The organism is Endozoicomonas sp. 2B-B (assembly GCF_053470045.1).
Genome location: NZ_JBLZMU010000001.1, coordinates 5,301,147 through 5,325,590 on the forward strand (window position 1 = coordinate 5,301,147; position 24,444 = coordinate 5,325,590).

Annotated in this window: 26 protein-coding genes and 4 tRNA genes; 17 read left to right on the plus strand and 13 right to left on the minus strand. The window is 46.9% G+C overall.

Translation table 11 applies throughout. From position 1 onward, the window contains the following. The first annotated feature begins 1 nt into the window (after position 1). On the plus strand, positions 2-538 hold the full coding sequence (locus ACOMHB_RS19780; RefSeq protein WP_448217911.1) for a DUF3299 domain-containing protein: 537 nt from the start codon (positions 2-4) through the stop codon (positions 536-538). A gap of 94 nt (positions 539-632) precedes the next feature. Here ACOMHB_RS19780 and cls read toward each other — a convergent pair whose 3' ends face one another. The 7 genes from cls to ychF form a co-directional block, all read right to left on the minus strand. After that, positions 633-2,099, minus strand: a complete 1,467-nt coding sequence (gene cls / locus ACOMHB_RS19785) for a cardiolipin synthase (protein WP_448217912.1) — start codon at positions 2,097-2,099, stop codon at positions 633-635. Positions 2,100-2,209: 110 nt separating this feature from the next. Beyond that, positions 2,210-2,989: a TSUP family transporter gene (locus tag ACOMHB_RS19790; protein ID WP_448217913.1), complete on the minus strand. Its 780-nt coding sequence runs from the start codon at positions 2,987-2,989 to the stop codon at positions 2,210-2,212. 318 nt (positions 2,990-3,307) lie between these two features. Continuing rightward, positions 3,308-3,382, minus strand: a tRNA-Gln gene (locus ACOMHB_RS19795). A 6-nt stretch (positions 3,383-3,388) separates the two neighbouring features. After that, positions 3,389-3,465, minus strand: a tRNA-Met gene (locus tag ACOMHB_RS19800). A gap of 7 nt (positions 3,466-3,472) precedes the next feature. After that, positions 3,473-3,547 (minus strand) — tRNA-Gln (locus tag ACOMHB_RS19805). Between the two features lie 89 nt (positions 3,548-3,636). Then, positions 3,637-3,713 (minus strand) — tRNA-Met (locus ACOMHB_RS19810). Between the two features lie 271 nt (positions 3,714-3,984). Further along, positions 3,985-5,076, minus strand: coding sequence for a redox-regulated ATPase YchF (ychF, locus tag ACOMHB_RS19815; RefSeq protein ID WP_448217914.1), 1,092 nt, complete (start codon positions 5,074-5,076; stop codon positions 3,985-3,987). A gap of 293 nt (positions 5,077-5,369) precedes the next feature. On the opposite strand from ychF, the gene ACOMHB_RS19820 reads away from it, so the two are divergent. From ACOMHB_RS19820 to ACOMHB_RS19850, 7 genes are all read left to right on the plus strand, one after another. Further along, positions 5,370-6,077, plus strand: coding sequence for a TIGR04282 family arsenosugar biosynthesis glycosyltransferase (locus ACOMHB_RS19820; RefSeq protein ID WP_448217915.1), 708 nt, complete (start codon positions 5,370-5,372; stop codon positions 6,075-6,077). Then, a complete protein-coding gene (locus ACOMHB_RS19825; RefSeq protein WP_448217916.1) occupies positions 6,070-7,122 on the plus strand; it encodes a methyltransferase domain-containing protein in 1,053 nt (350 codons plus the stop codon). The genes ACOMHB_RS19820 and ACOMHB_RS19825 overlap by 8 nt, the downstream gene beginning before the upstream one ends. Next, positions 7,113-8,042, plus strand: a complete 930-nt coding sequence (locus ACOMHB_RS19830) for a radical SAM protein (RefSeq protein ID WP_422476149.1) — start codon at positions 7,113-7,115, stop codon at positions 8,040-8,042. The genes ACOMHB_RS19825 and ACOMHB_RS19830 overlap by 10 nt, the downstream gene beginning before the upstream one ends. A gap of 27 nt (positions 8,043-8,069) precedes the next feature. Continuing rightward, the gene (locus ACOMHB_RS19835; protein WP_422476151.1) at positions 8,070-8,543 is read left to right on the plus strand and encodes an arsenate reductase ArsC; all 474 of its coding nucleotides are present in this window, start codon (positions 8,070-8,072) and stop codon (positions 8,541-8,543) included. Continuing rightward, complete coding sequence (locus ACOMHB_RS19840; protein ID WP_422134809.1) at positions 8,531-9,391, plus strand: MTAP family purine nucleoside phosphorylase; 861 nt, start codon at positions 8,531-8,533, stop codon at positions 9,389-9,391. The genes ACOMHB_RS19835 and ACOMHB_RS19840 overlap by 13 nt, the downstream gene beginning before the upstream one ends. A gap of 2 nt (positions 9,392-9,393) precedes the next feature. Then, positions 9,394-10,107, plus strand: coding sequence for a glycosyltransferase (locus ACOMHB_RS19845; protein ID WP_448217917.1), 714 nt, complete (start codon positions 9,394-9,396; stop codon positions 10,105-10,107). An 83-nt stretch (positions 10,108-10,190) separates the two neighbouring features. Further along, a complete protein-coding gene (locus tag ACOMHB_RS19850; protein WP_448217918.1) occupies positions 10,191-11,192 on the plus strand; it encodes a D-alanine--D-alanine ligase family protein in 1,002 nt (333 codons plus the stop codon). Between the two features lie 2 nt (positions 11,193-11,194). Here ACOMHB_RS19850 and pth read toward each other — a convergent pair whose 3' ends face one another. Continuing rightward, positions 11,195-11,788, minus strand: coding sequence for an aminoacyl-tRNA hydrolase (pth, locus tag ACOMHB_RS19855; protein WP_448217919.1), 594 nt, complete (start codon positions 11,786-11,788; stop codon positions 11,195-11,197). 54 nt (positions 11,789-11,842) lie between these two features. Beyond that, complete coding sequence (locus ACOMHB_RS19860) at positions 11,843-12,475, minus strand: 50S ribosomal protein L25/general stress protein Ctc (RefSeq protein ID WP_448217920.1); 633 nt, start codon at positions 12,473-12,475, stop codon at positions 11,843-11,845. Between the two features lie 552 nt (positions 12,476-13,027). Between ACOMHB_RS19860 and ACOMHB_RS19865 the strand changes: the two genes are divergently transcribed. From ACOMHB_RS19865 to ACOMHB_RS19895, 7 genes are all read left to right on the plus strand, one after another. Beyond that, a complete protein-coding gene (locus tag ACOMHB_RS19865) occupies positions 13,028-13,693 on the plus strand; it encodes a hypothetical protein (protein WP_448217921.1) in 666 nt (221 codons plus the stop codon). A gap of 41 nt (positions 13,694-13,734) precedes the next feature. Then, positions 13,735-14,886 (plus strand): hypothetical protein, encoded by a 1,152-nt coding sequence (locus tag ACOMHB_RS19870; RefSeq protein ID WP_448217922.1) that lies wholly within the window; start codon positions 13,735-13,737, stop codon positions 14,884-14,886. Between the two features lie 161 nt (positions 14,887-15,047). After that, positions 15,048-15,206: a hypothetical protein gene (locus ACOMHB_RS19875; protein ID WP_448217923.1), complete on the plus strand. Its 159-nt coding sequence runs from the start codon at positions 15,048-15,050 to the stop codon at positions 15,204-15,206. Between the two features lie 20 nt (positions 15,207-15,226). Beyond that, on the plus strand, positions 15,227-15,388 hold the full coding sequence (locus ACOMHB_RS19880; RefSeq protein WP_448217924.1) for a hypothetical protein: 162 nt from the start codon (positions 15,227-15,229) through the stop codon (positions 15,386-15,388). A 137-nt stretch (positions 15,389-15,525) separates the two neighbouring features. Then, positions 15,526-16,032, plus strand: coding sequence for a hypothetical protein (locus tag ACOMHB_RS19885; RefSeq protein WP_448217925.1), 507 nt, complete (start codon positions 15,526-15,528; stop codon positions 16,030-16,032). A gap of 194 nt (positions 16,033-16,226) precedes the next feature. Beyond that, positions 16,227-16,802, plus strand: coding sequence for an IS607 family transposase (locus tag ACOMHB_RS19890; RefSeq protein ID WP_448217926.1), 576 nt, complete (start codon positions 16,227-16,229; stop codon positions 16,800-16,802). 22 nt (positions 16,803-16,824) lie between these two features. Beyond that, positions 16,825-17,928, plus strand: a complete 1,104-nt coding sequence (locus ACOMHB_RS19895; RefSeq protein WP_448217927.1) for an RNA-guided endonuclease InsQ/TnpB family protein — start codon at positions 16,825-16,827, stop codon at positions 17,926-17,928. A 160-nt stretch (positions 17,929-18,088) separates the two neighbouring features. Here ACOMHB_RS19895 and ACOMHB_RS19900 read toward each other — a convergent pair whose 3' ends face one another. Next, positions 18,089-18,526, minus strand: a complete 438-nt coding sequence (locus ACOMHB_RS19900; protein ID WP_448217928.1) for a hypothetical protein — start codon at positions 18,524-18,526, stop codon at positions 18,089-18,091. A gap of 28 nt (positions 18,527-18,554) precedes the next feature. Beyond that, positions 18,555-19,610: a hypothetical protein gene (locus tag ACOMHB_RS19905; protein ID WP_448217929.1), complete on the minus strand. Its 1,056-nt coding sequence runs from the start codon at positions 19,608-19,610 to the stop codon at positions 18,555-18,557. A gap of 305 nt (positions 19,611-19,915) precedes the next feature. On the opposite strand from ACOMHB_RS19905, the gene ACOMHB_RS19910 reads away from it, so the two are divergent. After that, complete coding sequence (locus ACOMHB_RS19910; RefSeq protein WP_448218655.1) at positions 19,916-20,029, plus strand: transposase DNA-binding-containing protein; 114 nt, start codon at positions 19,916-19,918, stop codon at positions 20,027-20,029. A gap of 272 nt (positions 20,030-20,301) precedes the next feature. Here the strand turns inward: ACOMHB_RS19910 and ACOMHB_RS19915 are convergent, their stop codons facing one another. Then, positions 20,302-20,550 (minus strand): hypothetical protein, encoded by a 249-nt coding sequence (locus ACOMHB_RS19915; protein ID WP_448217930.1) that lies wholly within the window; start codon positions 20,548-20,550, stop codon positions 20,302-20,304. Positions 20,551-20,836: 286 nt separating this feature from the next. On the opposite strand from ACOMHB_RS19915, the gene ACOMHB_RS19920 reads away from it, so the two are divergent. Then, a complete protein-coding gene (locus tag ACOMHB_RS19920) occupies positions 20,837-22,708 on the plus strand; it encodes a hypothetical protein (protein WP_448217931.1) in 1,872 nt (623 codons plus the stop codon). A gap of 174 nt (positions 22,709-22,882) precedes the next feature. Here ACOMHB_RS19920 and ACOMHB_RS19925 read toward each other — a convergent pair whose 3' ends face one another. Continuing rightward, the gene (locus ACOMHB_RS19925) at positions 22,883-23,893 is read right to left on the minus strand and encodes an RNA-guided endonuclease InsQ/TnpB family protein (RefSeq protein WP_448217932.1); all 1,011 of its coding nucleotides are present in this window, start codon (positions 23,891-23,893) and stop codon (positions 22,883-22,885) included. Between the last annotated feature and the right edge of the window lie 551 nt (positions 23,894-24,444).

Here is a 24,444-nt window from a genome sequence, read left to right on the forward strand (position 1 = left end):
TATGAAAACAGGAAAATCCCTGATACTGACAACGCTGCTGGCCCTGTTGCCAGTCACCACCGTTCAGGCCAAGCCGGTGGAAAAGCCTGCAACCCAAGCAGAAGTCATAGAGATCACCTGGGACGAGCTGATGCCTGCACCGGATCAAAAAGTCGTTGACAGTTATCAGGCCGGAGAGATGAGTAAAGATGATGTCATCGCCTATCTGGATAAGCTGGGCAAGACGCCCGTTGCAAGACTGGACAAACGCACGGTAAAAATCCCCGGGTACCTCGTGCCACTCAATCTGGATAAAAACCAGAGAGCGACTGAGCTGTTACTGGTACCAACCAAGGATGCCTGCATCCACGTACCAGCACCACCGCCTAACCAGACCATTTATGTGAAATTCAAGAATAAGGAAAAAGGCATCAAAGTCGAGGAAGCGGGCCGCACTCCTTATTGGCTGGTTGGAACCCTGCATGTTGAGACCACTCACTCAGAGTACACTGAAACCCTTTACTCCATAACGGTTGACTCGCTGGAAGTCTATAAATAAGGCGAACTGTTTCAGTTAAAAATCTTTATTGATCAAAACATGGATGTTCTTAAACGACGCAGTAAGTACCAGGCCTGCTGGTTAGGTAATTACTTCACAACAAAGGACTTAACAGCTGAAAAAGACTCTCCAGAAACCGCCTGGTGACAGACCTTCGGCTCCATAGAGACAAACGAACACGCTCGGAACTCTGCATATACTGATCCAGAAGCGTCGCCACGGTCTGGCTGAAGGCTCGGTCGTAGATGATCATGGTCACTTCATAATTCAGCCAAACGCTGCGCATATCCAGATTTACGGTACCAAAAAGAATGGTCGATCGGTCCACCAGAACACATTTGGTATGCAGCAATCCTCCCTTGAACTGCAATATTTTCACCCCTGCGTTTAACAGGTCTTCGTAATAGGAACGACTGGCATAGTGAACCATTCTGGAGTCGTTTGTGCGAGGAACCAGTAACTGAACGTCCACCCCTCTCATGGCCGCTGACTTCAGGGCTGTCAGCAATGATTCGTCCGGAACAAAATAAGGCGTAGATATCAGCAGCTCTTCCTTACTTTCGTAAATTGCGGTAAGCAAAACCTGATGGAGCCTTTCCCGGTTGATACCCGGTCCTGATGGCAGTACGTGAACATCAGCACCGGTGTAACTGTCAAGACAGGAAGGTGGAAACTCGTAGGTAGCATTAAACGACGAATGTTTTTCACCCGTTTCAAGCGCTTTATCCCAATGAGCAATCACTGCCATAACGTGTGCAGGTATACCTTCTACCCTGACCATGGCGTCAATCCATTGTCCGACATTAGCCTTCTGACGAAAATGAACAGGATCGACCAGGTTAAAGCTGCCACTCCAGGCAATTTCATCATCAATCACGAGAATTTTGCGATGGTTGCGAATATCAAGGCGCTCAAACAGCATCCTTAAAAGACCAACCGGCATGGACCCGGTAACACTGATGCCCTCCAGACGGAAACGTCTTGCCCACTCACTTCGAAGAAACTGACGACTGCCCACTGCATCAAGTATTACCATACAGTCAACACCCCTCCGTGAAGCTCTGATCAGAGCCTCTGCCAGAACCTTGATTCTCCCCTTGGGCTCACAGATGTAAAACTCCAGTACAATGCTGCATCTGGCTTTCTCTATGTCCTGTAACAGGCCATGAAGAATGGTATCGGTTTCATGAAACAGCTGAAGCTTGCTACAAGGCAGCACTGGAATACCCAGGGTCTGCTCCGCCAGCTTGTAGATCCCTGTATGAGGAGTATTGGAGGGATACTCAAGCTGCCGCTGGGTAATCACTCTCGAAAGGTGGCTAGACCACTGTTCGTAGTCAGGATACAGACTCTCCAGACGTCGGAGCCTTCTTCTCCCAAGGCGCCTTGAGCCAAACAGCAGGTAAAAGAAAAAACCGGCTACCGGCAGAATGAACAGCAACAGTACCCAGGCCAGAGTCACGCCTACCGGCCTGCGCTGCATAATAATGTGAATTCCGAAGGCGATGATCAGGGCAAGATAGATTCCCCCAAACAATGCACTGAGCCAGCTGTTGTCCATTCAAATATCTGAGTGACGTTATTCTTCACAAACAGTTATAAGACTCCAGGGCGAGGAGCCTGCAGGACTATCTATAATAACGCTAAACCTTCACTTTCGCAGAAAAAACGTCAAAACAGCAAATGTCCGTATTCGTCCCACATGAGTTTGCCGGTCATAACCAGTGAAATAACGACGATCATGGGACGAATAATCTGCTGACCACGCTTCACAACCATTCTCGATCCCAGTCTGGCGCCAATGAACTGACCTATCAGCATAATTCCCCCTACGGCCCAGACAACCTGACCACCCAATATAAAGAACAGCAGGGAAGCCACATTACTGGTACAGTTCAGAACCTTGGTATGAGCCGTCGCCATTGTCAGGGAATAACCAAGGAGGCTGACAAAGGCTATGGCGAAGAAAGAGCCCGTGCCCGGGCCGAAGAAACCATCATAAAAGCCGACTCCCAGCCCTGCTGAACAGGCAAAAGCGGTCAGGCTCATTCTGGCAGAAGAAGCTTTAGTATTTCGGACACTGGGGGAGAGAATAAAGTAAGCAGCTATACCCAATAACAGGAAGGGAATAATCTGCTTCAAAACCGAAGCATCAATCAACTGAACCAGAATCGTGCCTGCGGCACTGCCAACAAAGGTCATGAAAATGGCAAAACGCATTTCCCTGAGATTCACCAACCCTCTTCGAATAAAATAAACACTGGCAGAGAAAGAGCCGCCTGTTGACTGTAATTTATTGGTCGCCAGAGCCTGTGCCGGAGAAAGCCCCACCGCCAGAAGCGCGGGGACTGTAATCAATCCGCCGCCGCCTGCAATGGAGTCAACAAAACCAGCCAGGATCGCAACAAAAAACAGCAATAACCCCCAATCAAGAGTAAATACAAAATCCAAAACAGGCCTCAACTTTATGATGCGTCAGGTATTTGTCGTCCAGCAAATAACCCAAACGTTTTTTCTTTAATGACGAAATGTCTTTTTTTATTGGATCGAATCCAAACACGAATGAGATTATCTTGATGTTTTGAGTGCCTGGCTATCCGCAATGACAACAGATCAACATTCATACAAGCAACTTCATGCTCAGAACGGCATCTGCACCCCGAAATTCACCTTCCTGATCAAATCAAGTTGGGTATTACTTACACATTGAGGTTTTAAAAGTCACTGAAACGAAAAAGCCCAACCTGTTTCAGTCGGGCTTCAGAGAAATGGCTGGGGTGGAGGGATTCGAACCCCCGCATGGCAGGATCAAAACCTGCTGCCTTACCGCTTGGCGACACCCCAGTAAAATGGTAGCTAGGGGCAGATTCGAACTGCCGACCCCAGCATTATGAGTGCTGTGCTCTAACCAACTGAGCTACCTAGCCATTTTTATGGCTGGGGTGGAGGGATTCGAACCCCCGCATGGCAGGATCAAAACCTGCTGCCTTACCGCTTGGCTACACCCCAGCAAATACGAAATGTTTTATAGGGTATGGACATTCCGTGTACACTTTCGACCCTACGTTAGCAGTCGCCTGCCTGCAAGCTCCTGAATATGGTAGCTAGGGGCAGACTCGAACTGCCGACCCCAGCATTATGAGTGCTGTGCTCTAACCAACTGAGCTACCTAGCCGCCGAAAGATGGTGCGCATTTTCAGGATTTAACGCTGTCCTGTCAACTGTTTAAGCGGCTTTTTTAGGAACTTTCAGAAAACCCCTACCCCTGTTTCGTATTTCTGCGGGTACTAGGCATGCGCCTTATTCAAAGCCTTATTATTTTTTCAGAACGGACTGTTAATGCTCCTATTAATACCATCCCGGATAAGAGCAATAATGACTCTCCAGAAGTGAATGACCCGGAATTAAAAAGGATAGGGCTATCTGGTCAGACAACCCCAATTGCATCAGACATTGAAACGGAAATGCATAACATCGCCATCTTTGACGATGTAATCCTTGCCTTCCACTCTCAGACGACCTGCTTCCTTGGCCCCCTGTTCACCGTTGTACTGAACAAACTCATCGTAAGCCGTCACTTCCGCGCGAATGAACCCACGCTCAAAGTCAGTGTGAATCACACCTGCAGCCTGAGGCGCCGTCGCACCGATCTTCACAGTCCAGGCACGCACTTCTTTAACTCCGGCAGTGAAATACGTCTGCAGTCCAAGAAGTTCATACCCCCCCCTGATCACACGATCCAGGCCTGGCTCTTCCATACCCAGATCGGCCAGAAATTCATCCCGCTCTTCATCTTCGAGCTCAGCAATCTCAGCTTCCAGCTTGTTGCAGACTGTCACCACGACAGAACCCTCGCTCCTGGCGATGTCACGAACAACGTCCAGATAAGGGTTATCTTCAAAACCATCTTCATCGACGTTGGCAATGTACATGGTGGGCTTTGTCGTCAGAAGATGGAATGTTTTGGTCAGCTTCTGCTCTTCATCGGTCATTGCCATGGATCGAACAGGGTGGCCTTCTTCCAGATGGGGAACAATTCTTTCCAGCAGGGCTTTCTGGGCCTTGGCATCCTTGTCGCCGCTTTTGGCGACACGAGTGACTCGCTGCAGCTGTTTTTCACAGCTTTCCAGATCCGCCATGGCCAGCTCGATATTGATAATGCCGATATCCGCCGCCGGATCAATTTTATTGGCCACATGAATAACATTATCATTCTCAAAACAACGTACTACGTGGGCGATAGCATCAGTCTCACGAATATTGGCCAGGAATTTGTTGCCCAGACCTTCACCCTTGGAGGCACCTTCTACCAGGCCGGCAATATCGACAAATTCCATGGTCGTGGGCAACACACGCTCTGGCTTAACGATCTCAGCCAGCTTGTTCAGACGCGGATCGGGCATGGCCACGACACCCGAATTTGGCTCGATAGTACAGAAAGGGAAGTTCTCTGCATCAATCCCTGCCTTGGTCAAAGCATTGAACAGTGTTGATTTGCCGACGTTGGGCAGACCAACGATGCCACATTTAAAGCCCATAAAAAGTTACCAGGGGAAATTCAATAAAAATTTGGGACAGGATTATAAAGCCCGACCTGAATTGACACCAGTATTATGCCCGACTGCTCTTTCCGGATTTATACTGACTCACATCAGAACGCTTTCCCTACCGGCAGAACAACACCCGGCAGGTTAGCCAGACAACCCTGAAGAGACCTTTAAAAAAAACCGCAGCCTTGAATCCAAACAACTGTTTCCGCAGTATAGTTACGCAATAGCAGGCCGGAGTCTGGCTCCTGCGACCACATAAGCGAAATTAAAATCAAAGAATAATGACAAGCTACGAACCAAGTCTGATAAAAAAGGCAACATTGATACTTGTGTGCAAAAAGCCCGCCTTACACCAGGGAAAACAACGCCTTGCTGCTGACATGGGAACAGAACAGGCTCTGACGGTTGCTCAGCACCTGCTAGCCTGTGCACTGGAAGATTTATCAGAGTGGCCAGGCCAGAAAGTTATTGCTCCCTCTCATGAAAGCGACTATGACTGGGCCAGTCAGCTTCTGAAGGGCAACGACAACCTGGTAGTACCCCAGGGCTCTGGCAACCTCGGTGAGAGACTGAACCACATCGACAATGAGCTGAGACTTCAGGGAAAAGAAAACCTCATCTATATTGGCAGTGACTGTCCGACACTCAGCCTCAAAGACCTCTCTGACACGGCACAAAAGCTCAAGACCTATGACACAGTATTCAGCAAGGCCAGTGATGGCGGCGTCACCATCATGGCCAACCGAACTCATTGGCCTGACCTTTCAAAGCTGCCCTGGAGCACAGGCTCTCTGGGAGTGTCACTGACGAGTCTTTGTCGTCAATCCCGCTTATCCGTCGGCTACGCTCCTTCTGGCCAGGATGTTGATCATTTAAAAGATTTGCTCGGAGTGCTCCCCGAACTGAATCGTGATAATCGACCTGCCCGAAGGGCTCTGTCAAAATATATTCAATCTATTTTCAAGCAAGGAAAAACCTCTCATGCATGAAACAGTACAGAATTACTATGGCAAGACTCTGCAAGGCAGCGATGACCTGCAGACCAATGCCTGCTGCACCGATACAACCATGCCACGCCACCTGAAAAGTGCCCTTGCCAATATTCATGACGAGGTTCTGAGCCATTACTATGGCTGCGGACTGGTCTGCCCTGAGCAGTTGCAAGGCGCCAGAATACTCGACCTTGGTTCCGGATCAGGTCGTGACTGTTATGCCCTGGCTCAAATGGTCGGAGAAGAGGGTTATGTCGTCGGTGTCGACATGACAGACGAACAGCTTGCGATTGCCAACCGACATGTCGAATACCACCGGGAAAAATTCGGCTATGCAAAAGCCAACACCGAATTCCACAAAGGCTATATTGAAAAACTGGATCAACTGAACCTGGAAGAAAACAGCTTCGACATGATCATTTCAAACTGCGTGATCAACCTTTCTCCGGACAAGGAAGCAGTGTTGAGAGAAGCCTGGCGTCTGCTGAAACCAGGCGGTGAACTTTACTTCTCTGACGTCTATTCTGATCGCCGCATTCCTGCTGAACTGGTCGATGATCCGGTGCTTTACGGAGAGTGTCTCAGCGGTGCCCTCTACTGGAATGACTTTTTGAATCTGGCCAAAAAGGCCGGTTTCACTGACCCCAGACTGGTGGAAGATAAACCTGTCACTATCAATAACCGTAAGATTGAAGCTCAGGTCGGTGATATCCGGTTTTTCTCGGCGACTTATCGATTGTTCAAACTGCCAGAGCTGGAAAGTCATTGCGAGGACTATGGACAGGCTGTGATCTATAAAGGCACGATTGATCACCATCCCAACACTTTCAATCTGGATGGGCACCACCCTATTACCAAAGGCAAGGTTTTCCCGGTTTGCGGTAACACCTGGAGAATGCTGCACGATACAAGATTCCGTGAACACTTCGAGTTCATTGGTAACTTCAGCACCCATTATGGCATTTTTGAGGGCTGCGGAACCTCGCTGCCCTTCTCATCTTCCACCCATGAAAACAAAGGAAGTGATGGCTCATGTTGCTGACAGGAACGCCTCCAGACACTAAAAGCCAGGATTGGCACTTTACGCCTGATGGCAGCCCCAGAGGTTATATCAAACCTCATCAACTGAAAGAGCTCTGGTTTCATACCGGAACCCGTTGCAACCTTTCCTGCAGCTTCTGTCTGGAGGGTTCAAGTCCGGCCAGCAAGAGGCTGGACGCCCCGACTCTGACAGAAGTAAAACCCTACATTGATGAATCACTTGAACTGGGGGTTGAACAATTCTCTTTTACGGGAGGAGAGCCTTTTGTCATTAAAGACATTATCCGAATCCTGGACTATGCCTCCCAGCATCGCCCCTGCCTGGTTCTGACTAATGGCACGACCCCCATGATCAAAAGGCTTGATGAGCTGACTCGTTTGAGCAGTAACCCTTACCCCATATCCCTGAGAGTCAGCCTGGATCATCCAAACGCTGAACAACATGACGCAGGACGAGGTGAAGACAGCTTTGCCATCGCTCTTTCAGGACTGAAACTACTGCATGAAAATGGCTTTAACATCTCCGTCGCCAGACATATGGAAAAAGACGAAAACACGGCAGTGGTTGAACAGGCCTTCAGAGATCTTTTTGAACTGAACGGTTTGCCCATCAACCTGAAACAGGTGGCCTTTCCGGATTTCCTGCCTCCCGGTTCTTTACCGGATGTTCCCCACGTCAGCACAGACTGTATGACCCGCTATCAGACAGAAGAAAGTCGTCGTCAGTTTATGTGCGCGTTTTCCAAAATGATGGTCAAACAAAACGGGCAGATGCAGGTTTACGCCTGCACACTGGTGGATGATGATACTGAGTACAACCTTGGCAAGAGTTTACGGACGAGCCTGAGTGAAACCATCAGTATGAAACACCACCGTTGCTACAGCTGTTTTGCTTTTGGCTCTTCCTGCAGCGAACTCTGATTGTCTGCTCAATAACAGGAGATTTTGATGGCTAAAACCCGGATACTGTTCCTCTGCACTGGCAACTCCTGTCGCAGCCAGATGGCGGAAGGCTGGGCCAAAAACCTGCTCCCTTCAGGTTATGAAGCATTTTCCGCAGGCATTGAAGCCCACGGGCTCAACCCATCTGCAGTCAGGGTCATGCAGGAAGCTGGCGTTGATATCAGCCGACAGCAGTCGCAAACCCTCGATGATCTGGGTCAGGAAGATTTTGACTTTATTATCACCGTTTGTGATCACGCCCACAAAACCTGTCCAACACCCAGACAGGGGCAGATCATTCTCAAGTGTTTTGATGACCCTCCCCGGCTGGCTGAATCGGTGAAAACAGAAGAAGAATCATTAACAATCTATCGTCGTGTAAGAGACGAGATCAGAGCATGGGTCAATCAGCTTCCCAGCCTGATCCAACAGATGTCTGATGAAAAACACAATGAAAAGGAAACCCAATGCTGGCAGTGATTGGTGGAACAGGCATCTACAGCCTGGATGGACTTGAAGTATTAAATGAGCAGACGATTGAAACACCTTATGGCCCTCACTCAGGTCCAATAACAACAGGTCTTTTTAATCAACAAAAGCTGTTGTTCTTGCCCAGACATGGAAGCGGCCACCAACTTCTGCCTCATGAAATCAATTATCGGGCCAACATCTGGGCATTAAAAAGTCTGGGTGCGACCCGGGTGATAGGCCTTTCTGCGGTTGGCAGTCTGCAGGAGGAGATTGCGCCGGGCGAATTATCGCTGGTCAGTCAGTACTTCGACTTCGTAAAAGGACACCGGGAAAAAAGCTTTTTTGGTAACGGTCTTGTCGCTCATGTCTCCACCGCAATACCAAGCTGTCATCAGCAATCAGAACAACTGCTCAATGCTGCTAACCTGGCAGAAATAGGACTGCATACAGATAAAACCTATGCCTGCGTTGACGGTCCCAGGCTGGGTAGCCGTGCAGAGAGTCTGTTCCTGAAAAACGCCGCTCAGTGCGATGTTGTCGGCATGACTAATGTGCCTGAAGCGTTTCTGGCACGGGAAGCTCAGCTTTGTTACACAACAATCGCTATTGCCACTGATTACGATTGCTGGAAAGATGACCCTTCAGCCCACGCCAGCGTTGAGCAGATCATTGCCAGATACGGCAAAAGCCTGACACTGGCTAAAGCGTTGTTAGGGCAATATCTGAAACAGCAGGAAGAAACACCTCATGACAGCACTTATTGCCAATGCAGGAGCGCACTGAAATCAGCAGTACTCTCTCCTGAGAACAAGCTTGGCCAGAAGCAGAAAGCATTGCTGGAAGTGCTGCAAAGATAATTATGCCCAGCCTATCTGTAATCGTGCCACTGGGCCCTGGTGAGACGCAGTGGCCGACGCTTCTTGAACAATTGAGTCTTCTTCCCGCAGGCAACGAGGTGATCCTTGTTGGCTATGACGACGATCAGCGTCCTGCCAATCTGGATCAGCTTCCGGACCCTTTGCTTCACCTCAGGTGGATTTGGTGTACTGCAGAACAGGGACGTGCCTGCCAGCTCAATGCAGGTGCAGAGAAAGCGACAGGGAATCACCTCTGGTTTCTGCATGCAGACACAGTATTGGACAAAAAGAACATCCAAAGCTTACTGAATGCCATTGCTCAATATCCCAGACACTTGCTCTACTTTGATCTCTGGTTTTACGACAAAGACACTTGCTGGTTATCCATCAACGAATGGGGAGCCAGATTCCGCTCCGATATTCTGGGATGCCCCTATGGAGATCAAGGGTTTTGTCTCAGCCGGACACAATTTTTCGACCTCAAGGGTTATCCCACCGGCACTTTCTACGGTGAAGATCATGTATTTGTCTGGAAAGCCCGACAAAACAGGATCCTTCTCCACTCCTGTGGCACCAGGCTGGGTACCAGTGCAAGAAAGTATCATGATAAAGGCTGGCTAAAGCTGACCCTGAAATACCAGCATCTCTGGCTAAAGCAAGCGACACCGGAGTTTTTTAAATGGCTCAGGGTAAAACTGGACAGGGGAAGGGCATGAACGGATTCATTAACCTGACTGGTCAGATTTGGCTTATGTACTAGGCTTGACTGATCATAGCCCTAACAAAAGCCATCAGACGAATGCCCAACAAAAGCAAAACTGTAGCCGTCATCTGCGGCGGCCTGTCTCCCGAAGCCGATGTATCCAGACTCTCCGCAAGCCGAATCACGCCCTGTCTGGAAGAACATTATGGCAGAGCCATCCACCTGGAGCTCGACGAAACGCTTCCGGAACAACTCGTAGCCCAACAGGTTGATGTTGCTTTCCCGGTCGCCCACGGTCCTTATGGTGAAGATGGCCGCCTGCAGGGGCTTCTGGATATTATGGGCGTTCCCTACGTAGGTTCCGGAGCCCTGGCAAGCGCCTGCTCTCTGGATAAGGTGGTTACCAAACGTCTGCTTCAGTCTGTCGGCATCACAATGGCCAGAGACAGAGTCGTCTATCGCAGCGAAAACTATGAAGATGCTACTCTCGACTGTATCGAATCCCTTGGGCATAAGGTCATCATCAAGCCGCCTGGTCAGGGTTCCGGTATTGGCGTCCAGTTTGCCATGGGTTATGAAGACCTGATGAGCAAGCTGAAAACCGGCCTGCAAATGGATGAAAAACTATTGGTTGAAGAGTTTGTTGCCGGACGCGAAATCACTGCCGGTATCCTCCATCTGGATGACTACCAGACCCTGCCCGTTACCGAAATCACCACACCAGACGGTGCCTGGTATGACTATATACACCGCTATACACCCGGTCTTAGTGATCATGTGATTCCCGCCAGAATCTCGGATGAGCAGTATCGAAAAGTTCAGCAGATTGCACTGAAGGCACACCAGATTCTGGGCTGTCAGGACCTGAGTCGCTCTGACTTTATCGTTCCTGAATCAGGAGAGCCAGTCTTTGCAGAACTCAACAACCTGCCGGGAATGACCCCAACCAGCCTGTTTCCGGACGGTGCCAGACATGCAGGAATACCCTTTGATACCCTGATCTGCAAACTGGTGGATCAGGCTTTGAAACGGGGAGAAAGCATTCGCAAAAGAAGAGAGTACTGGCCAATCCCGAAACTGAATATCAGGCCACCGTGAAGTCAGGCTTTAAAGGTATGTAACTCTTGAACGGCCTTGGCACGAGCACCATTAAAGGCCTCGGGGGAGATGCGGATGGCTTCGTCAATCACCGAGTCGATCTTCAGTCGATCCGACACGGAGGGCTTGTTCAGCACATAATTAATCACTTCCTTGCTCTGACCCGGATGACCAATCCCCAGACGCAAACGCAGAAAGTCCTTGTTATTTCCCAGCGCTGAAATAATGTCCCGAAGGCCGTTGTGTCCACCGTGGCCACCGCCCTGTTTCAGGCGACCAATACCCACCGGCAAGTCCAACTCATCGTGAACAACAAGAATAGATTGAGGGGGAATCTTGAAGAAGGTACTGATAGCGCCCACCGCCTGACCACTGCGATTCATGAAGGTGGTCGGGTTTAGCAGACGGACATCCTCTCCAGCGATGGTAATGCGGGCAGTCAGACCAAAGAATTTCTTCTCGGGTTGCAGGCTGACGCCGTAGGCTCGAGCTAACTGCTCCACATACCAGAATCCGGCATTATGGCGAGTATCATCGTATTGAGCACCGGGGTTGCCGAGTCCGACAACCAGCCTGATCGAGTGATCCTTCGCCATAATATCCTCCATAGCCCTGACCTGCGTTAACAGCGCGGGGCCATAAAAAGCTGATTACTCTTCGCCGCCTTCTTCTTCAGAGGCTGCTTCTTCAGCTTCTTCTTTGCCACCACGGGTAGTCTGAACAGATGCAACATCCAGATCATGACCTTCGCCCTGCAGCAAAGCAACCAGTTCAACACCCTCAGGCACGGTCAGGTCGGTCAGGTGAATATGACCACCCAGCTCGACATTAGCCATATCGACTTCGATGAACTCAGGCAGATCAGCAGGCAGACATTTAACTTCTACTTCAACACGAGCGTGAGTGATAGCGCCACCGGCTTTGACACCGACACAGCTATCTTCGTTCAGGAAGTGCAGTGGGATGTGCGTGGTGACCGCGTGAGCAGCGTCAACGCGCAGGAAGTCCAGGTGCATGGCATAGTCTTTTGCAGGGTGACGCTGAAGATCCTTCAGAATAACCTGCTGGGAAGCGCCTTCTACATCCAGGGTAACGATCTGGGAGTAGAAAGATTCAGATTCCAGTGCCTTACGAATAGCACGGGCTTCCAGAGTAATTTGAGCAGGTTCCTGCTCACCACCGTAAATAACGGCAGGTACCAGTTCTGCACGACGCAGGCGGCGGCTCGCACCTTTCCCTACGTCCTTGCGTGCAACAGCGCTCAGAGCGATAGCTTCAGACATTTTTCTTTCTCCAAAGGAATACCCTGATATCTTGCGACCAGATACCGGGGCTTTAATAAAGGCGCCATATCATACCGGCAATTGGGGCAATTGCAAAAAAAGTTTGGGTTTTACAGCAAGTCACCAATATTTCCCTAAATGTCAGTCGGAGTGGTAAAAGACAGCTACTATGTTAACCGCGAAAGAAAACCATAAGCGGACATGGGGAAGCCAATGCAGCTCAGCGTTAACATCCGTAACCTTTCAACTCGCTCCCATACTACTGCATCGGAGTGCGGTCGGCCCACGATAACTGCGGGCTTGCCTCGGGGTAGTTCATTCGCCAGATTTTTCGGTGTAGCCTGTGTTCTTTTAACGTTTATCTGTATTCAGGCTTATGCGGAGGATTTGTCGCTGACACTCCCGGACAGTGCCTACAAAGGAGATCATGTCTCATACAGTCTTTACTGCGGTTTGGATGAGTCGATCCAGCTCGAGCTCAAAATCGGTGATCACTGCGTATTTTCTTTTGATTGCTCTAACATTCGGGATGGCCGATGCAATAAGAACCTGATGCAAGGAGAAGGTTATAATTGCGCAGCATTATCAATCGATCATCGCTATTACCCGGTTTATAAAACGAAAAAGATTAATTCTAACTATTCACAAGTCAGCTGTGTCTCTGGAGTGGGTTGTTCAAATAATAAGTGTCTGAGATGCACGTATGCGCAGGCTTATTGCTCTATCCCTAATGAAGTGGGCTGCCCCAGAAAGAAATGCCCTAAAGGACACTGTGTCATCAGAACGGTTGGTTATATTGCTTATAGTCACATCAGTTTTGATTTTACGATGCCAGAAGGCTCTGTGACGCTGAGCAACTTCCATTGCAAAAAAAATACAGGTTCGAGCAAGACAAAAATCGAAAACTTTGTCATAAAGGACAGTTCTTCCAGCACAATAACCGGAATCAATATCAGTTGTGGCGAAAAAGGCAACCCTGTATTGAAATGGCAAAAGATTGATCCTGCTAATACTGGATTTATTTCAGTGGATCTTCCAGGGCAAGTGGATTCATTGATAAGGCCTGCCAATGAAACTGAGTTGCAAATTCTTGATTTCATGGAAAGCCGATCTCTGTCAAGTGGTTTGATCAAGCTAAAAACCATCTTCTTTACACGAGAAGGCAAAAGATATGGTAAAGAAGCAAGCGTATTCTTTAATGCAAATTCCTGTCATTAAAATGGGTCACTTCGAGTGGCTACGTTAAAGGCGAATCCATAATGAACAGTTTCTTATATCCAACGGTGAAAAAAAAATTACATAATAAATCAATTGTTTGCTCATTATTATTTAATACGGGTTGGATGTATGCCTGTATGCTGTTGATAATAATGCCTGCCCGTTCCCAAACCCTTACGACATTGAGTTCCAACCGGCTTTGTCCCGGAGTTGACCATATACTTCTGAAATTACAGTGTGGCACAGACCAACATCCGGAATTCTCTGTTACCACCCGAACAGCCGCGGGTGGTTGTACGACACATTTTGACTGCTCTCGCACCCTTTATAGACATAAGGATGGAACTCACAGATGCCTGGAGAAAACAGATAATGGCAGTGTTTCATGCCCGATATTAAATTACAGTTATACGGATGAGCGACAAAACATACCTGATTTCCAGCAGCTGGCAGCAGAAACCTATGAATTTTCTGATTATAACTGCGGTCATTCGATCAATCGTCGATGTCGTTGCTACGATCGCAACGATCGCTACGATCGCGATAAAGCAAATGCATTTTGCGTTAAAAAATATTCTTGCTCTCGTTGCTCCCCCCCTCAAAAAGGTTCTGTTAATGCCGGTTACAGTGATTTAATCATTAATACACTGATGCCTGAGGGTTTGATCGAATTTCATAACATTAAATGCTGTAGAGACAGGCACGATTCAGGTTCTTTTCAAAGTTCCACCGAGTCTGAGTGCAATGCATTTAAAAATATTAAATTCAATCATTCAGTGCCTGAGCATGTCTATCACCCGGAAATAAAATACTTCGAAAAAAAGCCTGTTTTATCATGGACGGCAACCTCTGATGCCGAGCTATTCATGATTAATTTTGATGGTGACAGCTACTATACAGAAAAAACAAACATCGTTATTCCAAATGCATTACGAAATTATAAAGGAAATATTACGATAACCTCAGTGACAATTAATGAAAAAACACAAACGTCATGTCCCGGAAAGGGTACCGAACTATTTTTTAATTCAACAGCACTTGTTACTGAGTTAATGGAGGTTGTAAACTCCAACTCGTTATCCAGCTCGATACTGCCATCAGAAATTGAATCAGCCAGATCATCTTCAACAGGGTATTCCCCGACAATGTTCAAATTAATGACAGCGCTTATTATAAGGGCGTTATGTATTTAACAGGGAAAATAAAATCTACCTTTAGTCGGCTCGACCACCTACCCGGCAAGTAAGTTGAATCAGGTTTGGCGGTATGGCGTTAAAATTAAAAATCAGGCAGATCATACTCATATCACTCAAACCCTTGAGAATATCTGTCATTGGTTTAAGGAGCAGTATCAATGAAAAAACAGGATCTACAGGCCATTGTCGTTATTGATGGTATTGAAGATCTGTTCCCTAATGTCGGCGACGTTCCGGAAGAAGCTCAGGCCATAAAAAACTGCTTGAATTGCCTAACCGATTTCGTGAGATACGCAACTGCGCTACAGGTATTGTGATTTTCATAAGGGAAGATTATGTGGAAGCAGTTACTCCACAAAATCTTGGCCAGTTTGTTGAACGTTACGAACCTTACCAGTTGCAATGGGATGCGGATGCATTTCTTCGGTTGGTTTACTGGACTTGTGGGCAGGCTGGGTTAACTTTTGCACAAGATCCTGTAGGTATTCTGATTCTTTAATGACAATTTTCGCTCATTTTTTGTTTTTGCAAATATACAGTGCTATTTTACTTGAACTAAGAAAACCGTGAGATTAGTTCACCATGAGACTCATAAATACGATTTTACTGTTAATAATATGTTCAATTTCATGTAATTTGAATGCGACGGTACTTTCAGCTGCTTCTCGCTTCATCAAACTCTACGACAATGGATTTACAAATTCATTTCATAAAGGCGCAGACAGTCATCAAACATTTTTGAAAGCTTTTGACAGCCCTGGGTTTTCAGGAATGGAGCCAGCAATTCGAATGATGATAGCAGTACTTTCAAGTGAAACCGAACATGGCTCAAAAGATCCAAAAGATCTATATTTTGAGCAATTAAAGGCATCACCAAAGGTTTCTTTACATCCTCATCCTAATTGTTTTAGTTTTACGATGTCTCTTGATCCTATATCTGGACCAGGTGGTGTGCTTGATCTTACCTTTCAGAACATGCAAAAAAACAAATATTTAGAGGAGCGGTTGAAGCTTATCTTGATAAGAAAATTTAAAATACTTGATGAAAGTAGTGAATTTATGAAGTTATTTAGTGATTTAGACATAATGGAAGATTTTCAAGAACTAAAGAGCGAAATTGAGGGGTTAAGTCAATCCGAATAAAAACATGACCTATATGGACCATCGTTCTTTCTACGCTTCCCCCGTCAATCCTGGCGGATGCCACTCTATATCTACCGCTTCGGAGCTGTGCATTACTACTCCGCCCATTAATATCAAACAGTCAAATAAAATTGCAACAATCGCAAAATCAATTACGCCAGACACAAGATAAATCGTCAAAAGGTGAATTTATCTTGTGGGGTTCAACTACAAAGCTAGCCAAGATTGAAGGCGTAACCAGCCAAACTATAAGACGCAAGATCGAAAGCGGTCACTACGAAAAAGTGAAGCAAACCAGTGGTGGTCACTTCCGCATATTCATTAACCAGCAAAGGAAGATATGCTATACAAGAGTGAGTTCTGGAAAGCAAAAATCCAGCATTGACACGCAAAAGCGTATCTTACTCAAAGAGCACCCTGATGCAGAATTTATCAGCGACATTGCCAGTGCTTTCAACTTTAAGCGAAAAGGACTGCAAACCATTCTGGAATCAGCGGTGTGCGGAAATCCAACCCATATTGTGGTTGCCACAAAAGATCGCCTTGCCCGATCAGGATTTGAACTTATCAAGTGGCTTGTTGAATTATCGGGAGGACACATCGAAGTTTTGGATGACCCGGATAACGCCTGTGAGCCATTCGACACCCAAGAGCTTATCGGTTTCATTACCTCATTCTGCAATAGCCACTACGGGAAGCGATCTGCTAAAAGACGCAAAGGACGCGAAGATAGCAGCGTCAAAAAAGATCAGGTTTTACCCAGAGAATAAGCAAGCCTATCACGATGCCCTGATGCTCTATCGGAGGTCGTACAACCTTGCTGTTGAGCGTTTCCGCAATGATGACTATAAAGATGCCAGCGGAAAATTCATCAACATGCGACCCGCCATTAAAGCTCAAGTGGAGCAGGAGCAAAAAGAAAGTGGCAGGGCTTATAACTCGATTGTTTCTGATAATGGAACACTGGCGGCAGCGGCTACATTCAAAGCGGTCTGCAAGCACAACAAGAAGCTCAAGGGAGCTAAAGAGGGCTTTGCAGAAATCAGTTTCAAAAGCCGCAAAGGTAGCAGGCACTCATTCTCTATTGACCGTTTGCCAAAGGGATTAAATCCCTGCGTACAGGCTCTTGGCAAGATTCACCTGACAGAGGATGTGCCAGCAGAAGCGATTGGTAAATCTTGTGTCGTAACCTACGACAAAGGTCGCTGGTTCATTCAGGTTCAACAATATATTGAGCTAAATCCCGAAATCCAAGGGAAGGTTAGATGCGTTGGAGTTGACCCCGGAGTTCGCACCTTTGCCACTTGCTACAGCGAAAAAGAGGCGTTGATAGCGGGTGATAACGTTGCAAAAACAAAGCTGTTCCCACTGATGAAGCAAGTGGACAGCTTGGTCAGTCAAAAGCAAAAAATCCTGAACACGCAAAAGGGCGTTAAGTTCCCCGACATGCCCCAGTGGGCAAGAGATCGGATTATTCATTTCAACAGGGAAATTGACCGGCTGAAATGCAAAAAGGATGACATTATTCTTGATCTGCATAACCGGCTGGCGTTCGAGCTGGTGTCGAACTACGACGTTGTATTTTTGCCAACCTTTGAGACAAGAGGTATGGTCACACGCAAAGATAAGAAGGTTCGAACCTTGCGCCGTAACACCTGCCGCCAGATGCTTGACCTCAATCATTACCAATTCAAAAAGCGGCTTAAGTGGTACGCAAAAAAGTATGGAAAGCATGTGGTTGATTGCAACGAAGCCTACACATCCAAGACTCGATCATGGAACGGGATCATTGACGAAAAATTAGGTTCTTCCAAAGTTATTAAGGGTGAGGGCTTCACCGTTGATCGTGACATCAACGGTGCCAGAAATGTCTTTCTTAAGTGTTTGACAAGGTAGCTTGAACCTTAGCCATAACAGCGAGTGTTGCGCTCGTTGCGGTTTTAATCAAGAGCAGGCTATATGCTTTCTTAAACATGGGGCCATGATTTGATGCTCCGGAATATCAGGGTGCTACTATCAGTCATTGCAGTCGGCATATAGCTGAGGCGAGATAATATTATCGACTACTACTTCTGATAAGGCCGAAAGAACAGCCACTGCGACCCAGACTAATTGTTGAGAATACAACCGACCATTTAGTAGGCTGGCATTTTTCCTTATACGTTGTCGTTACCTGCTCTGTTCTTTTTCCATTTTTAGTGATCACTTTTATTTTGTATTCAGGTGCCCACATCAGCTCAACATCAACGGCGGCACTGGAAATAAACGACTCCAAATATGAGTCCATTGATACACCCTGAACAATGCTTCCCCAGCTTATTGTTGCTTCTCCTTTTATGAAGTCACCCAGTGCCACTTTTTTTACTCCCTGCTTCCCAGCTAAATCAAATGAGAACTGAAAGCCGCTGTCCTTGGAAAACTTGTCTTTACGCTTTATTTTTGTCTCGCCTTTGGCAGCATCGTAGACACCTGAAACTAACTCAATTTTACCCAATCAGGGCTTTTTATAAAGAGGGATGGCTTTAAAAGCTCGCTGCAATAGCAGCCACAGATACAACCAAAAGGCTAAAGACTCCCGCTGTTAAGGAAGCAGCGCCACTGTTACTGCATGTATTTGCGCTGCAATTTCCTTTTGTGACACATTCACATGAACCTGACTGCAATTTTTCAGGTCTGCTGTAAACAATTTTACATCCACTAGAGCAACCACAGGCTGTGCAATCGCTACAATCCCAAGTGTCAACTTCGAAACCCAATTCGACACCGAAGAGCTTACAACCAGTTGCTGATCCTTTAGACTCACTTTTGCTTGTATGAGGCAAACTAGCTGCTGTCACGTTTAAGCTAGTAGGCAAAACAGTTGTTGTCTCGTTAGACTCGCTTTTGCTTGTAGTAGGCGAACCAGTTGTTGTCCCGTTAGACTCCCTTTTGCTTCTAGCAGACCGCTTACTAATATGTGTTGCTTGTTTATGAGTATTTCCGACACAAGCACCAGCCCCATCAGCCAGACAAACCACCTTCTCACCTGATATAACAGGGCTTCCAGGAGGGAGGTTAGTATCAGAGTGAAGCGGTTGGAACTGCACCCCATGTTTCACCTCTATATCACCTAAGCGAACGGTTGCGTGCCCGACAGTAAGGCTCTCCCCCTGTTGCAGGAAGTAAGCCTGTGGTTCATTACCAGAGGCACCAAGCCCTGTAACAGAGAACAAGCTATTTGGGCTTACCGCTCGGTGTAGCGAGGCGGAAAGAATCCCTTTCGCTGTTTCATCGGTATTAATAGCGGACAGATGCCCAATGCTTTGTCGGCTGTTATCCAACAGGTTTACTGTACCACCCATACTAACCTGTTCAGCTATGGTTTTAGCGCAGGCTGGCGCAGTAGCAACATGGCCAGAGGAAAGTAAAAGACCTTGGCAGGGCAGGCTCTCAGAAGACGGTCGGACTTCCGAGATGGAGGACGACGAAAAGGAGACTAAATAATCAGGTTTAGTGTTGAGAACAGAGCTGGCATGTACTGACAAATAGCTCAGTAGATTTATAGCTAATACAAGAAAGCGAGAGACAGAGTAAATCACAAGCTACACTCCCGAAATGGCACGGAAACACAACAAACATCGCACTTCCAAAAACAGAGTAAAGAGAAAGAGCTAACACTATTCGTTCGCAGCGGAAATTATAGTCACTTATCAGGGCAGTGCTTTTCAATTATCCTCAAACCCATAAAATTCCAAAGACAAAAAACGACACAAAGGAAATTTAGCAAAATCGTCGTCAACCCTCGCCCAATCGGCTATCACTTAGTCACAAATTCTATACTGGGTTTAACCTCTGAGATGAGTCAAGACCATGCTTCCACTGTCTCCTCAACAATGGGCTGAACATACTTTCGAGTTGCGCAGAATTAGGTGATAAACGTCGTGCAAAGAGACTAACCCGTGTAGCTGCTGAACTAGCTGCCCACACGGCCTCATCTTTAGCCTCCTCATCGTCGTAAAAAACAATGTTCACTTTCCGACGGATATTAACCGAGGAATCAGCTCAGGCTATAGATTCAACAATATGGCCAGCGAGGCTATGACGCCCAAAACATTGGTCGCTGGGATTGTATCCGCTGATGAAGTAGAAACCGCGTTGATACTGAAAGTCGCATTGGTAGTCGCATTGGTAATAGAAACAGAGGACTGAGGGCCAGTCATGCAAACAGCTGAGCCAAAGTAGAACTGACCCTCGACGTTGGTCAGTCCAGTCAAAGCAATGGCTTTGGAATCATTGATAGGAGTCCAGCCATTCACGATCTTGCAAAGTGTCGGTGCACTTTGCAAGGTGATAGAGTGGGCAACTACTCTGTCTTCGGAGCAGCATGTAAGCCTGTGGCGGCAGAGCCGCTACTTGCAGGAGCAGCATAAGAAGCGATTTCACAAAGCCCGCAACCTGAAAAGAGAAACGGGTTTGTTGGCAACCAGGTTCACCTTTGGGTGAGGTTGCCCTGTGTTCAAAAATCGGAAGCTTGTTCATAAAATGAACAAAAATCAACCAAAAAGTAGCACCCACAAATGAGTAGGCTAAATTTCAATCAAAAAATTTTGGCTGCTGCCTGCTGAATTGAATTACTTGTGGGTTTTCGGGCAGGGACTATTTAACAGAGAAAGTCAACTAAAAAGCCTTAATTCCGACCAACACCGGGAAGCTCCACAATGCCTGAGCAATAATAAAGTCAGCAGCCCTCTGGGTATTTGTATAAAATATTTCAGTTCGCTGAATTTTGGTAAAAAGCACTTCCTGCCTGAGGAGCCTATTTATAATGAGCCTGCATACCAATCTGGCAGGAAGGTTAAGGAATACCAATCTGCGCAAGAGTCATGGACTTTTCCCGGTTTTTGAAGCCGTCGTTAACTCTCTGCAAGCTCTTGAAGAAAACAACAATTTGCTCACAGGCGGCACTGTGACACTAAAAATACTACGTAGTCAGCAGGCTTCCTCTGGGCTTGACGACTCTGAGCACTGCTCAGAAATAGTCGGCTTTGAAATTCACGACAATGGCATAGGCTTCAACGAAGAAAACATGGCATCGTTTGAAACCCTTGACTCTGATCATAAGATAGGAAAAGGGTGCCGGGGAGTGGGTCGTTTACTGTGGCTCAAAGCATTCGATAGAGCGGATGTTACCAGTGCCTTCAAATCAAACTCGTCAGGTATCGTTAAACGGCAATTCTCGTTCAGTGCCGCTCAGGGGATAAAGACTCAGGATCCTGAGCCTGACCCGAATGGCGAAGGGCCTTTCTCTATCCTCACATTATCTGGCTTCGATAAAAAGTATCGTGATGCCTGCCCAAAAACGGCGACCAGCATCGCTAATGCTTTATTAGAACATTGTCTTTGGTATTTTGTCAGAGAAGATTCTGTACCCCGCATAACCATAAAGGATGGGACTGAAACTATTGCCCTGGAAAACTTGTTTGATCAGTACATGCATAGCAAAGCCAGTAAAGAAACTATTGATATAAAAGGCTATGCGTTCAGGCTGACCCACATAAAATTTCATGCTTCGACCAAAAAGAAGCACTCTCTCGCCCTTTGCGCGGCTAACAGGCTGGTGCAGGAAATTCCCATTAGTCATCAAATCCCGGGGCTGTTTGGCAAAATATCGGATGAGGCTGGTGAGTTCATCTATACCTGCTACATTTCATCCGACTATCTGGACGACCATGTTCGTCCAGAGCGCACTGCATTTGATATAGCTGATGATATAGGGGGTATTCTTGAGGATGTCGAAGTCAGTTTCAAAGATATGCAGCGTCATGTTCTGGCCAGAAGCAAGCAGTACCTGAGCAATTATCTGAGTGAAAACCTGAAAGCAGGTCGTGAGAGAATCAACGAGTTCGTCTCAGAAAAAGCCCCCAGATACCGACCGGTAATGCACCTGATCAATCAACAGGAGTTTTCTGTTGACCCGAGAATGAGTGATAAAGAACTGGATACATTGTTGCATAAACAGTATTCCGATGCTGAGCGCCAGTTGCTGGCAGAGGGTCACGAGATCATGAATCCGGCCATTGAAAATGACATGGATTTATATCAGAAAAAACTGAAAGCATACCTCAAAAAAGCAGAAGATTTTAAGAAGTCAGACCTGGCCAGCTATGTCTCTCATCGACGTGTAATTCTTGACTTGTTAGAGAAATACATTGGACAAATGGACAACGGGAAATATGTTCATGAAGAGCTGATTCATCAGCTTATTATGCCCATGCGGAAAACCTCTGAAGAAGTCTCCACAGATGCCTGCAACCTCTGGCTTATTGATGAAAGACTGGCTTTCCACGATTTTCTGGCCTCCGATAAATCACTTCGATCCATGCCCATTACCGATGATAGTTCTACGAAAGAGCCTGACTTGTGTGCACTGAACATTAACGACAACCCCATTTTAGTTTCTGAAAAAAAATCAATGCCCTTAGCCTCCCTGACAGTGGTTGAGATCAAGCGACCTATGAGGAATGATGCCTCAGAGGGAGAAGACAAAAACCCTATTGAGCAGGCTCTTGGCTACCTGAAGCGCATCCGTGAAGGCAAGGTAAAAACCACATCAGGCAGACCTATCAGGAACAGTCTGGAAATACCTGGCTATGTCTATGTCATTAGCGACCTGACCGTTACTAAAAATCTAACATAATCTGTAATTATCTAGACTTATCTACGCCATCACCATGGATGCACGACGAATCGTGTCTAACTCCACTCTTGCGTAGGGTTTAAGGTCGAGCTGTAACGTGTCTCGACCATAATTATCAAGGTTCAAACTTGCACTGTAATCTCTGTCATGCAGGGTTTTACATTTTGGACACCGTCACTCACGATCAGACAGAGTGAGATTGTCGTTTATGTAGTCGCAAGTATGAACCGCACACTTCTTCGAGCTGGGAAAGAACCGATCTGCAATCACAACCTGGCAACCTCTCAGCTCTGCCTTGTATTCAACAAGTTCTCTCAGCATACCGAAACCTGCGTCACTGATTGCTCTTGCCAGTTTGCGGTTTTTTACCATGCCTTTTACATTCATATTTTCGATGGTGATTATTTTGAATCTTGAAGTCAGATAATCACTTACCTCATGCAGTACGGCTGATCGCTGGTTACTTATCCGGTAATGCAGTTTGGCAACCGCTCGCTTGGCTTTCGCATAGCGGTTGCTTCCCTTTGTTTTGCGGCTTAACGCCTTCTGTTTCCTGTTCAGGCGTTTCAGAGAGCATTTCAGTTTCTGATTAGCAGCAAAGGTTTTGCCATTCGAGCAAATAGCTAAATCTTTGATGCCAAAATCAACGCCTACAGACTCATTGCTTTGTGCTTTTGGGTCGTAATCCTGAGTGTCCACCAAAATAGAAGCGAAATACTTTCCGGCTCGCTTACTGATCGTCACCTGACAGGGTGTGCCAGTGAATCTCAGCTCTTGTCGCATTTTGATTCGGGTTTCCAGCTTCTCAATGCGAAGTGTTCTGCCATCAACATCGAACTTGGGCTTTTCTCTGAGAGAAAACCTGTCGTGTAGTCCTCGCTTCTTGAATCTTGGATAACCGGCTTTTTCTCCTTTCTCCACCCCACGAAAGAAGCGAGTATAGGCATCATCAAGATCGTCGATTGTGTTCCTGGTTACACGTTGGCTGACTTCGGCATACCAGGGAAACTCAAGCCTGAGTGCTTTGTATTTTTCATTCGCAGCTTTCTTTGACCATTTAACGCCTTCTTGACTGAAATGGGCTAACAGTTGATTGAACGCATGACGACGAGAACCGCAAGCCCTATCAAGATAATCGGCTTGTTGTTTGGTCGGTCTGAGTTCAATCTTGTGAGCTAACAACAACTTGCAAAGTCTCAAGCATCTTTTCGTATAACCTGATTCGCTAACCTTTTGCAGAACAGTGGGCTTCCAGTAACTCTTGCAGCCTGTCTAAGTCTGGCTTTTGGTCGTGACCGGATACTCTGCAGTAGCGCGTAGGCGCAGCTTCTTTACTGTAGACCATCAATTCAGATACGTCGTAGTAACGAGTTCTGCCTTTGGTCTTTCTGGCAGGAAGCAGCTCACCTATACTTTCGTAGTGTCACTGGTTCTGTACCAAGTAAACGAGCTGCCTCACCTATCTTCATTAATATCTTATCGTTGTTTGAGATCGTATAAGATAGTTTCAGATTATAATAGATTACTGCGAACTGTTTTTAACCCCAACCATGGTAGAACGCTGCGAGCTGACGAGCCTGACCGAAACCTATGATGGAATGGGGTTCTTTGGTTATAACAAGCCTCGAAATGCTTTCATTGAAGTCGTATCTTATGATCGCCTGCTGCAATCGGCAAAAGAGAGGAACCGGGCTTTCTTTGACCAGCTCGGGTTACCTGCGTAGTCACGGAAATAC

What these genes read in the sequence shown, in the direction of transcription:
- ACOMHB_RS19780 (WP_448217911.1), top strand. Translation starts at nt 2, where the DNA reads ATGAAAACAGGAAAATCCCTGATACTGACAACGCTGCTGGCCCTGTTG.
- ACOMHB_RS19845 (WP_448217917.1), top strand. Translation starts at nt 9,394, where the DNA reads ATGCCCAGCCTATCTGTAATCGTGCCACTGGGCCCTGGTGAGACGCAG.
- ACOMHB_RS19875 (WP_448217923.1), top strand. Translation starts at nt 15,048, where the DNA reads ATGAAAAAACAGGATCTACAGGCCATTGTCGTTATTGATGGTATTGAA.
- ACOMHB_RS19860 (WP_448217920.1), bottom strand. Translation starts at nt 12,475, where the DNA reads ATGTCTGAAGCTATCGCTCTGAGCGCTGTTGCACGCAAGGACGTAGGG.
- ACOMHB_RS19865 (WP_448217921.1), top strand. Translation starts at nt 13,028, where the DNA reads ATGCAAGGAGAAGGTTATAATTGCGCAGCATTATCAATCGATCATCGC.
- ACOMHB_RS19830 (WP_422476149.1), top strand. Translation starts at nt 7,113, where the DNA reads ATGTTGCTGACAGGAACGCCTCCAGACACTAAAAGCCAGGATTGGCAC.
- cls (WP_448217912.1), bottom strand. Translation starts at nt 2,099, where the DNA reads ATGGACAACAGCTGGCTCAGTGCATTGTTTGGGGGAATCTATCTTGCC.
- ACOMHB_RS19915 (WP_448217930.1), bottom strand. Translation starts at nt 20,550, where the DNA reads ATGAACAAGCTTCCGATTTTTGAACACAGGGCAACCTCACCCAAAGGT.
- ACOMHB_RS19870 (WP_448217922.1), top strand. Translation starts at nt 13,735, where the DNA reads ATGAACAGTTTCTTATATCCAACGGTGAAAAAAAAATTACATAATAAA.
- ACOMHB_RS19825 (WP_448217916.1), top strand. Translation starts at nt 6,070, where the DNA reads ATGCATGAAACAGTACAGAATTACTATGGCAAGACTCTGCAAGGCAGC.
- ACOMHB_RS19820 (WP_448217915.1), top strand. Translation starts at nt 5,370, where the DNA reads ATGACAAGCTACGAACCAAGTCTGATAAAAAAGGCAACATTGATACTT.
- ACOMHB_RS19920 (WP_448217931.1), top strand. Translation starts at nt 20,837, where the DNA reads ATGAGCCTGCATACCAATCTGGCAGGAAGGTTAAGGAATACCAATCTG.
- pth (WP_448217919.1), bottom strand. Translation starts at nt 11,788, where the DNA reads ATGGCGAAGGATCACTCGATCAGGCTGGTTGTCGGACTCGGCAACCCC.
- ychF (WP_448217914.1), bottom strand. Translation starts at nt 5,076, where the DNA reads ATGGGCTTTAAATGTGGCATCGTTGGTCTGCCCAACGTCGGCAAATCA.
- ACOMHB_RS19840 (WP_422134809.1), top strand. Translation starts at nt 8,531, where the DNA reads ATGCTGGCAGTGATTGGTGGAACAGGCATCTACAGCCTGGATGGACTT.
- ACOMHB_RS19895 (WP_448217927.1), top strand. Translation starts at nt 16,825, where the DNA reads ATGCTCTATCGGAGGTCGTACAACCTTGCTGTTGAGCGTTTCCGCAAT.
- ACOMHB_RS19835 (WP_422476151.1), top strand. Translation starts at nt 8,070, where the DNA reads ATGGCTAAAACCCGGATACTGTTCCTCTGCACTGGCAACTCCTGTCGC.
- ACOMHB_RS19850 (WP_448217918.1), top strand. Translation starts at nt 10,191, where the DNA reads ATGCCCAACAAAAGCAAAACTGTAGCCGTCATCTGCGGCGGCCTGTCT.